The sequence below is a fragment of the Mesorhizobium sp. M5C.F.Ca.IN.020.32.2.1 genome, assembly GCF_004023105.1.
Lineage (GTDB): Bacteria > Pseudomonadota > Alphaproteobacteria > Rhizobiales > Rhizobiaceae > Mesorhizobium > Mesorhizobium wenxiniae.
The window spans coordinates 1-6,208 of sequence record NZ_RZSX01000351.1 but is presented as its reverse complement, the minus strand read 5'-3'; the positions used below and the strand labels follow the sequence as shown (position 1 = coordinate 6,208).

The following is a 6,208-nucleotide window of genomic DNA, read 5'->3' as shown; positions in this document are numbered from 1 at the left end:
GATTGGCGTCAAGCGAATCGGGGAGACGCTCGTTCCAGATCGCTCAGTGCCGGATGTCGGGGCATTGCGCGGCCGAGTGGGCAGCATGCGCGATGCCGTCGCCGGCAGGCATCAAATCGAGCGCTGTGGCGAAGCGAACTCGGATGCCTGCCGTAGATGCTGGCGCAGCAGCGCCTCGGCCCATTCGATCTCGCCCGCTTCGACGGCATCGAGAATGGCCAGATGTTCCCGGCAGGACTGCTCGATGCGTTCCGCCGGCAATTCCTCGAAACCCGCTGATTCCTGCAACCGGCGCAGATTGTTCTGCTGGCGCACCGCATCGGCCAGGAACCGGTTGCCGGAGCAGGCCGCGAGCCCTTCGTGAAAGGATGCATTGATCCGGAACCATTCGTCGCCGCCGATCAGTGTCTTGCCCGTCGACACGATCGCCAGGATGCGCTCGTGAGCGCGCCGGACAGGCGCCAGCTGCTGAGGACCCGCATTGAACATGGGCGACCGCAGCGCCGCGCATTCGACGGCCATCCGGAATTCATAGCTTTCCCGGTAGGCGTCCTCGCCGACAAGTGTGTCGGCGAAACGCCAGCCATGCCCCGGCAGGCGCTGCACCAGCCCTTCGGCGGCAAAGCGGAGCAGGAGCTTGCGCACGACGCCGCGCGACACCTGATAGCGCGGCATCAATTCCGCCTCGGACACCTCCTGGGGCAGTTGGCCAAGCGCGCGCTCCCGCATCATCCTGCGGTAAAGCTCCTCGAGCGGAGAGCTGGGCAGGATATCCTCCGGGTCGAGGTCGGCGACATCGCGCGCCAATTGCAGCCCCCTCGTCTCGAAGGGACTTAAGATGCCTTGGGCGACCAGCAGTTCCAGCGCCGCGCTGACGGGGGAACGCGAAACGCCGAACGTGCGGGCAAGGTCCGGCACCGAGACGCGGGTTCCGACCGTCCAGCCTGAATCCCTGATCCGCTCCAGGATCCGCCGCGCCAGATCGATCTGCAGCGGACTGGCCGCCTCGCTGCGTGCCGGCCGGTCGATCATCGTTTCGTTCATAGGCACTTCCTCAAGCGTTCGCATTATAGATATGCGCCACGAAGTTCGAACTGGCAATCTAGCGAATTTTCCTGCTTTTCATTCAATCAAAATGCATTAGTATCCGAACTCACACCAGTTTGAGGCTTCCGCTTGATGACAACAGTCGCACCGTTTCCGCTTGTCGAGATCGATGGAGCGCCGAGAGCGCGCGGCATGGCCTATGGCGAACAGGCGCGCGGGCGCATCGGCGCTTCGGTGGCGCTCTATGCCGCTCAGCTCGACCGTTTCGGCTTCAGGCCGGACGATGTCGGGCGGTTCTCCGGCATCTTCCTGCCCCGCTTGCGGCAATGGGCGCCCGATCTCGTCGAGGAAATGGAAGGAATTGCGTCAGGCGCGAATGTCGACCTGTCCTCGATCGTCCTGGTCAATGCGCGTACCGAAATCCTGCAGCTCGCCCGGCGCGAGAAAGGCATTTCCGACGACGAGCCCGACGGCTGCACGGGCGCGGCGATCCTGCCGGAGGCAACCCGGAACGGCAGGCTCATCCATGGCCAGAACTGGGACTGGAAGGCCGAATGCGCCGAGACCTCGGTGGTGTTGCGCATCCGGCGAACGGACGGGCCGGACCTCCTCACCTTCACCGAAGCCGGCGGACTGGCGCGCAGCGGCTTCAACTCGGCCGGTATCGGCATCACCGCGAACTATCTCGAATCGGACCGCGACTATCGCGGGATCGGAATTCCGCTTCCCTTCATCCGGCGCCGGGCTCTTGAAGCGCAGCATTTCGCCCATGCCATCAAGGTGGTGGCGACGACGCCGAAATCCGGTTCCAACAACATGATCCTGAGCACCGCCGAAGGGTTCACGGCCAATTTCGAATGCGCCCCGGACGAGGTCTTCACCATCTATTCGGACAACGACATGATCGTCCACGCCAATCACTGGCAGAGCCCGGTGGCGTTGTCTAAGCTGCGCGAAACCGGACTTCGCGACGTGCCGGACAGTCTCTATCGCGACCACCGCGTGCGCCGGCACCTGTCGGCGCGGCATGGAGACATAACCATCGACGACCTGAAGGAAGCGCTGTTCGACAACTTCGCTTCGCCGTTCAGCGTGTGTCGCCCGCAGATCAGGAAGGAAGGCGGCAATCTCTCGGCGACGGTGGCGATGATCGTCTTCGAACCAGCCGCCGGCGTCATGGAGATCGCGCCGTTGCCGGCCAAGAACCGTGAATTCACCCGCTACGAGCTCACCATCGAAGACGAGATCCTCGAGCGGGCGGAGAAGGCAGTGCCCGCACGGGAGAGACCTTCGATGTCAGCACAGGAGAAACGATGGTCCGCTTTGTCCTGACCCGCCTCGCCAGCGCCGTACCGACACTCATCCTGGTCTCGGTCGCGGTCTTCGTGATGATGCGCTTCATTCCGGGCGATCCTGCGACGCTGATGCTGGGCGAGCTCGCGCAGCCCGGACAGGTCGATGCGATGCGGCATCAGATGGGGCTCGACCAGCCGGTGGTGGTGCAATATCTGATCTGGGCCGGCAACGTCCTTTCAGGCGATTTCGGACGCTCGATCGGCAGCGGGCAAGAGGTGCTGCCGCTCATCCTCGACCGTTTCGCTGTCTCCTCGACCATCGTCTTTCTCGCCGTGATTGTCGCCTCAGCGATCGCCGTGCCTGCCGGAATGCTGGCTGCTTGGAAGCAGGACAGTCTCCGCGACGTCACGGTCGTCGCCACCTCGACCATCCTGCTCTCGATCCCCAGTTTCTGGCTGGGGCTGATGCTGATGCTGATCTTCGGCCTCGATCTCGGCTGGCTGCCGGTCGTCGGCTACGTACCCTTCAGCCGCGACTTCGCGCAAGCCGCTCTGTATGTGATCCTGCCCGTGGTCACCTTGGTGCTCGTCGAGTCCGGCCCGATTGCGCGCATGGCCAGGGCCAGCACGATCGAGGTGGCGCGCCTGGAATACATCACCCATGCGCGGGCAAAGGGGCTTTCGGAAAGCGCGGTGATGTGGCGCCACGCTTTCAAGAATGCCTTCGCGCCCACCTTGACCCTGATTGGCTTGGTGCTCGGCAGCCTGCTTTCCAGCATCGTCGTCATCGAGACCGTCTTTACCATTCCCGGCCTCGGCCGGCTGCTGGTCGACGCGATCTATGCCCGCGACTATCCCGTGATTCAGGGATCGATGCTGTTCATCGCCTTCATCTATGTCGCGGTCAATCTTCTCGTCGACCTGATTTACCCGCTGCTTGATCCGAGGGTTACCGCATGATCGCCCGTGCGCTCGGCCGGCCCGGTCTGAAATTCAACGCGATCTTCGGGATCGCCGTCACCGGGGCATTGATCCTTTTGGCCGTGTTCGGTCCGTGGATCGCGCCCCTCGATCCGCTCAAGCTCGATCTGCCGTCGCGCCTCAGCGGGCCCTCGTCTGTGCACCTGCTGGGCGCCGACGAATTCGGCCGCGACGTGCTCAGCCGCCTCGCCAGCGGCGCGCGGACCAGCGCCTGGATCGCTTTTGCGACGGTCGCCTTCGCATTGATCACCGGCACCCTCTTCGGCGTTCTCGCCGGTTTCCTGCGGGGCTGGGTCGATCGCGCCATCATGATGGTCAACGACGCCTTCCTCGCCTTCCCTGGCCTGCTTCTGGCGCTCGGCCTGATGGCGGTGATCGGCGCCAGCCGCGAGGGCATCATCGTTGCGCTCGGCCTTGCCTACATGCCGATCGTGGTGCGCGTGGTGCGGGCCTCCGTGATGTCCATTCGCGAGCGGGAATATGTCGAGGCCTCGCGCGTGATGGGCAATAGCGAGATCATCACCATGGCGCGGCATGTGCTGCCCAATTGCGTTGCCCCGATCATCGTGCTCGCGACCACCATGTTCGGCTGGATCATCCTGTCGGAAAGCGCGCTGAGCTTTCTGGGACTGGGCGTCCCGCCTCCGGCGCCCAGCTGGGGCAACATGCTATCAACGGCGCGGCCCTATATCGGCCAGGCGCCGCATCTGATTATCCTTCCGGGTCTCTGCATCTCGATCACGCTGCTCGGCATCAACATGCTGGGCGACGCGGTGCGCGACTGGCTCGACCCGAATATGTAGGTGCTGGAAACATGCTCGTGCCGGCCGGGGACAACAACACGATGCTTTCAGTGCGCAACCTGTCGATCTCGGTGGGACCATCGGGAAAGCGGATCGTCGACGAGCTGAATTTCGATCTCGCCTCTGGCGACATGCTGGCGCTGGTCGGTGAATCCGGTTCGGGCAAGACGATGGCGGCCCGCTCGATCCTGAGCTTGCTCCCTGCCCCGCTGATCACGACCGCTGACAGCAGCATCCGCTTCGAACGACGGGAGCTCACCGGCCTTGCCGCAAAGGCACTGCGCCAGATACGCGGTGCACAGATCGGCATGGTTTTCCAGGAGCCGATGGTCTCGCTCAATCCCGCCGTCACCATCGGCGAGCAGATGGCGGAAGGGCTTCGCCTGCATCGCGACATGTCGCGCGCCGAGATCAAGGACCGCTCGGTGGCGATGCTGGAGAGGATCCAGATCAAGGATCCCGGCAAATGCCTTGCGGCCTATCCGCACGAATTCTCGGGCGGCATGCGCCAACGCATCATGCTGGCATCGGTCATGCTGCTCAAGCCGCGCCTGCTGATCGCCGACGAGCCGACCACGGCGCTCGACACGCTGGTGCAGCGCGACGTGCTCGACCTCATGGTCGAGCTGACGCGGGAGAATGGAACCGCCGTCCTGCTGATCAGCCACGACCTCGGCATGGTGTCGCACTATGTGAACAACGTGACGGTGATGTGCGAAGGCAAGGCGGTCGAACAGGGAAGCAGCACCCAGGTCCTTCACGCACCGCAGCACGACTATACCAGGCGGTTGGTGGATGCGCTTCCCAAGCGCAGCGCCGGCGGATCGAGAAGATCCGTCAACGGCGCGCCCCTGGTCGAGATCAGCAATGTCATCATCGACTATCCGGGCCGTCACAGGCTGTTTGCGCGCGCGCAGCCGAAGCGCGCCGTAGACCGCGTCGACCTTACCATCCGGCGTGGCGAAACCCTGGCGTTGGTCGGCGCGTCGGGCTCCGGCAAGACGACGCTCGGGCGCGCCATTGTCGGCCTCGTCAAGCCGTCCAGCGGAACGATCTCGTTTCTTGGCAAGGCGATCGCAAGTGGACGATCGGCTGACACGCGATTGCAGCGTCGCGACATGCAGATCGTCTTCCAGGACCCCTATTCCTCGCTGGACCCTCGCCAGACCATTGCGGAAATCGTCACCGAGCCGTTGAAGCTCGACGCCGAATTGGATCGCAAGCGGCGGACCGCGCGCATGAATGAGGTCATCGAGGAAATGGGACTGACGCGCGACCTTCTCGAGCGTTTCCCGCATCAGCTGTCAGGCGGGCAACGCCAGCGCGTCGCGATCGCGCGGGCGATCGTCAGGCGACCGGCCTTCGTCGTTGCCGACGAGCCGGTTTCGGCGCTGGACATGACGGTGCAGAAACAGATCCTGCTCCTGATCCGGTCGTTGCAGGAACGCTACGGTTTCGCCTGTCTGTTCGTCTCGCATGATCTGGGTGCAGTGGAGCAGGTTGCCGATAGGGTCGCGGTCATGCAGGAGGGAAGGATCGTCGAGATCGGCGACCGCGACGACGTCTTCGACCGGCCGCGCCACGCCTATACGCGCGCCCTTCTCGATGCGGCGATGCTGATCGATCGCCGTTTCGCCGACGGCGCGGGCGCACGCAAGGCAGTGGCGCAATGAAAGCGACACGGCTCGTCTCCGCATCATGACGCCGTTCGGCCATATCAAGGAAATCTGGCGATATCCCGTCAGTTCGATAGGCGGCGAAGGGCTGGACGGGACGGAGCTTGCGGAAGGCGGGATTCCGGGCGACCGGATCTGGGGCGTCGTCGACCGGCGCGACGGAATTGTTGCCGCGCCGGAAAAGCTAAAACATTGGCGGCCGCTGCCGAACCTTTTTGCACGGCTGCGAGGCGACAGGCCGGAAATCGGATTGGACGATGGCTCCTGGATCGATGCCGGCTCCAGCCTCGCAGGCGAGCTGGTCTCGGCCTTACTTGATTTCCCGGCGGCGCTGCACCCACATGTCCCCTTCGGTTCGCAAGCCCACGATCGTATCGCGCCACGCTATCAGCGCGCCGACATCCAC

At 63.9% G+C, this 6,208-nt stretch carries 6 protein-coding genes; 5 read left to right on the top strand and 1 reads right to left on the bottom strand.

The annotated features are described in order from the left end of the window. Positions 1-111: 111 nt before the first annotated feature. Entirely contained in the window at positions 112-1,044 is a 933-nt protein-coding gene (locus tag EOA86_RS18230) for a GntR family transcriptional regulator (RefSeq protein WP_164759971.1), read from the bottom strand. Positions 1,045-1,179: 135 nt separating this feature from the next. Between EOA86_RS18230 and EOA86_RS18225 the strand changes: the two genes are divergently transcribed. From EOA86_RS18225 to EOA86_RS18205, 5 genes are all read left to right on the top strand, one after another. Next, complete coding sequence (locus tag EOA86_RS18225) at positions 1,180-2,379, top strand: C45 family peptidase (protein ID WP_128342937.1); 1,200 nt, start codon at positions 1,180-1,182, stop codon at positions 2,377-2,379. Continuing rightward, the gene (locus tag EOA86_RS18220; protein WP_127209162.1) at positions 2,361-3,302 is read left to right on the top strand and encodes an ABC transporter permease; all 942 of its coding nucleotides are present in this window, start codon (positions 2,361-2,363) and stop codon (positions 3,300-3,302) included. Before EOA86_RS18225 ends, EOA86_RS18220 begins: the two co-directional genes overlap by 19 nt. After that, positions 3,299-4,126 carry an ABC transporter permease gene (locus EOA86_RS18215; protein WP_128342935.1) on the top strand — a complete coding sequence of 276 codons (828 nt, stop codon included), beginning with the start codon at positions 3,299-3,301 and terminating at the stop codon, positions 4,124-4,126. The genes EOA86_RS18220 and EOA86_RS18215 overlap by 4 nt, the downstream gene beginning before the upstream one ends. 11 nt (positions 4,127-4,137) lie before the next feature. Further along, positions 4,138-5,799: a dipeptide ABC transporter ATP-binding protein gene (locus tag EOA86_RS18210; RefSeq protein ID WP_128342933.1), complete on the top strand. Its 1,662-nt coding sequence runs from the start codon at positions 4,138-4,140 to the stop codon at positions 5,797-5,799. Between the two features lie 25 nt (positions 5,800-5,824). Beyond that, the coding region (locus EOA86_RS18205) for an MOSC N-terminal beta barrel domain-containing protein (protein ID WP_206630063.1) at positions 5,825-6,208 on the top strand (384 nt) is incomplete at its 3' end.